The organism is Leptothoe spongobia TAU-MAC 1115, from assembly GCF_018739885.1.
Lineage (GTDB): Bacteria > Cyanobacteriota > Cyanobacteriia > Phormidesmidales > Phormidesmidaceae > Leptothoe > Leptothoe spongobia.
Genome location: NZ_JADOES010000081.1, coordinates 1 through 2,999, shown reverse-complemented (window position 1 = coordinate 2,999; position 2,999 = coordinate 1). Strand labels below are relative to the sequence as shown.

4 protein-coding genes are annotated in these 2,999 nt (G+C 51.1%); all 4 read left to right on the top strand.

Features of this window, described 5'->3' with window-relative positions:
• On the top strand, window positions 1-1,208 hold a 1,208-nt coding region (gene cysS / locus IXB50_RS21900), incomplete at its 5' end, for a cysteine--tRNA ligase (RefSeq protein ID WP_246564877.1).
• A 228-nt stretch (window positions 1,209-1,436) separates the two neighbouring features.
• A complete protein-coding gene (locus IXB50_RS21895; protein WP_215611124.1) occupies window positions 1,437-1,688 on the top strand; it encodes a UPF0175 family protein in 252 nt (83 codons plus the stop codon).
• Window positions 1,685-2,173, top strand: a complete 489-nt coding sequence (locus IXB50_RS21890) for a DUF3368 domain-containing protein (protein WP_215611123.1) — start codon at window positions 1,685-1,687, stop codon at window positions 2,171-2,173. Before IXB50_RS21895 ends, IXB50_RS21890 begins: the two co-directional genes overlap by 4 nt.
• Before the next feature lie 54 nt (window positions 2,174-2,227).
• Window positions 2,228-2,491 carry a CysS/YqeB C-terminal domain-containing protein gene (locus IXB50_RS21885; RefSeq protein ID WP_246564874.1) on the top strand — a complete coding sequence of 88 codons (264 nt, stop codon included), beginning with the start codon at window positions 2,228-2,230 and terminating at the stop codon, window positions 2,489-2,491.
• Window positions 2,492-2,999 lie beyond the last annotated feature (508 nt).

The following is a 2,999-nucleotide window of genomic DNA, read 5'->3' as shown; positions in this document are numbered from 1 at the left end:
CTATTATCCCTAACGGGGAAGAATCTGAACTCTACACTAAATGTAGGGGGCTCCACGGGAATTCCGGAAGAGCCCATATCCCGGCCATTCATCAATTGATTCAGGCGCTAGAACAGAAAGGATATGCCTATGCGGTTGATGGCGATGTGTACTACAGCGTGCGGCAGTTCGCGGAGTATGGCAAGCTCTCTGGACGGAAGCTTGAGCAGCTGCAGGCGGGGGCAGGGGGACGGGTTGCCCCGGATGCTCCAGACCGGAAGAAGCGCGATCCGTTCGATTTTGCTCTATGGAAATCGGCAAAACCGGGTGAGCCTGCCTGGGAATCGCCCTGGAGAATGGGACGACCGGGGTGGCACATCGAATGCTCGGCCATGATCCGGGCGCGATTGGGGGAAACCATTGACATTCATGGTGGGGGAGGCGATCTGGTGTTTCCCCACCATGAAAACGAGATTGCTCAATCAGAAGCGCTGACGGGACAACCGCTGGCTCGCTGCTGGTTGCACAATGGCATGGTGACGGTGAATGGCGAAAAAATGTCGAAATCCCTGGGCAATTTCACGACGATCCGTGACCTGTTGGATGGTGTGTGGACAGAATATCCGCAGCCAGTAGATCCGATGGCGGTGCGGTTGTTTGTGCTGCAAGGGCACTATCGGAAACCGTTGGATTTTACGAGGGATGCGATCGCAGCATCAATCAACAGCTGGCAAACGCTAAAAGCCGGACTTCTCTTTGGTAAACATCATCAAGCAGCGTTGTCAGCCGCCAGCATCCAGTCTTCCCCTCAGGAACCAAGCTCAGAAGACCCGTGGGTCGAACGGTTTCGAACCGCCATGGAAGATGATCTGAATACGTCGGGTGCTCTGGCGGTGCTGTTTGAGCTGGCCAAAGGACTGCAGCGAGAGGGGAACCGTCTGGTGCACGAAGGGCAGACTCAATCTAGTCCGGAGCTGCTCTGGCAGCAGTGGCAAACGTTGTCGTATCTGGCTCAGGTATTGGGGTTAGAGGCTGAAGCTGAGAGTGATACTGATGTCGCGGCGGGTGAATTGGATGAGGGTGCGATCTCAGATCTGATCCAGCAGCGCCAAACGGCTCGACAGCAGCGAGATTTTGCAACAGCAGATGATATTCGCGATCAGCTAGCGGCAGTGGGGGTTATGGTGGTTGATCAACCAGGTGGAGCCGTCCGCTGGCATCAACAGTAAAGCAACGCGATAGAAGTAATGCGTAATGCTTTAAGCGAATCTGGTCTCTGACTGAAGTAGAACTTTAAGTTCAAGGTCACTCTGAAAACTGCAATTTCACTTCCAGATTCAGTTTGCATTCAAAGCCAAGTATCTACAACTTTTTGGTGGTAGATAAGTTGGAGAAGTTAGGCACAGATTAAAATTAAGGATGTAGGCTCAACGAGCTCCCATTCACAGGTGAACCCTATGCAAATTACCCTGAACCTACCTGATAACCTTAGCCAAGCTGAAACCTTTAATCAAAGCGACTGGCTCCGGGAAATTGCGATCGCCCTGTTTCAGCAAGAGCTAATTTCCCTCAGTCGTGCCAGCAAAATTGCTGGGATGGAAATCATCGCGTTTCAGAAACTACTGGCAGATCGGGGCATCTGTGTTCACTACGATGTAGAAGACCTTGAGCAAGATGTTCAGCACCTGCGCGAGCGGGGCTGGCTATGATTGTCGTCAGCGACACCTCTGCCCTCAGTAATCTTGCTCTTGTTAACCATCTTTGGCTACTAGAGTCAATTTACCAGACCGTGATTATTCCAGACGTTGTTGCCAGCGAACTCGCAGCTGCCAGCAACCCGACCATTTCAGCCATTCTTCAACTGGGCTGGATTCAAAGGCAATCCCTTCGCAATTCCCAACTGGCTAATCAACTGCAACAAGACCGAGGACTGGATGCAGGAGAGGCCAGCGCAATCGCCCTGGCACTTGAGCTACAAGCTGATGATCTGCTTATTGATGAACGCTTGGGGCGGCAAGAGGCCCTTCGACTTGGGCTATCGATCATTGGCATTCTGGGCATCCTGCTCGTTGCTAAGCAAAGAAGCCTCATTCCTCAGGTTCAACCCATCACGGATGCTTTGATCGACCAAGCTGGTTTTCGTGTCAGCCCTCAGCTATATCAGCGTGTCTTAGCCCTCGCCCAAGAGCCTTGATATCAGCCAAGATGGTCTGTGGAGAAAGTCAGCTAACGTTAGCAATAGCTGATTGTGGCAAATGTTAGCAGAATTCGAAAATTTTATGCCCAGGTATTGGGGTTAGAGACCGAAGTTGAGAGTGATACTGATGCGGCAATTGGTGAATTGGATGAGGGTGCGATCGCAGATCTAATTCAGCAGCGTCAAACGGCTCGACAACAGCGAGACTTTATAACGGCAGATGATATTCGCGAGCAGCTAGCGGCAGTGGGGGTACGGTGGTTGATCAACCAAATGGAGCCGTCCGTTGGCATCGGCAGTAAATCAGTGCGATAGGAGTAATGGTTGAAGTGAATCTGGTCTCTGACTGGGTCCAGTAGCTTTCGCGGTTGTGCTTCTATAGGTGGTGGGTACAGAACAAATGTGTTTATTTTTACCTACAACCAGAAAAACTTACTGAGAAAACTCGGCAGCTATACTGAAACTTGCAATATATTCACCCCATATGAGCGTACTATATGGACAAATTGCAGTATAGCTCGCCAAGTTGGGCGGATATACTGCGAACAATCAACATATCTACCCTATTTCAGGCAGCTATACTGAAACTGTCGGTCTAATAAGAGTTAGGCGCGCGACTCGAAGTCGTTCGGGGGAGTTGGAGAGACTCCCAAAAGTCTCTTCCCGCCAGTGTTCAGGCGGATGTCCGCCTTGGAATGTTCGACCAGTAATGGGAGGGCAGCATCAGCAGACGAGGTTAAATGTCGCAGCATCTTCTGAGCCAACAAGAGGGTGCAGGCTAGGGCAAGATTGCTAAGGATAACGCAAGTGAATCCTTGATGAG

Bases quoted from the DNA above. Each gene is read 5' to 3' on its own strand.
- IXB50_RS21895 (WP_215611124.1), top strand. From the start codon at position 1,437: ATGCAAATTACCCTGAACCTACCTGATAACCTTAGCCAAGCTGAAACC.
- IXB50_RS21890 (WP_215611123.1), top strand. From the start codon at position 1,685: ATGATTGTCGTCAGCGACACCTCTGCCCTCAGTAATCTTGCTCTTGTT.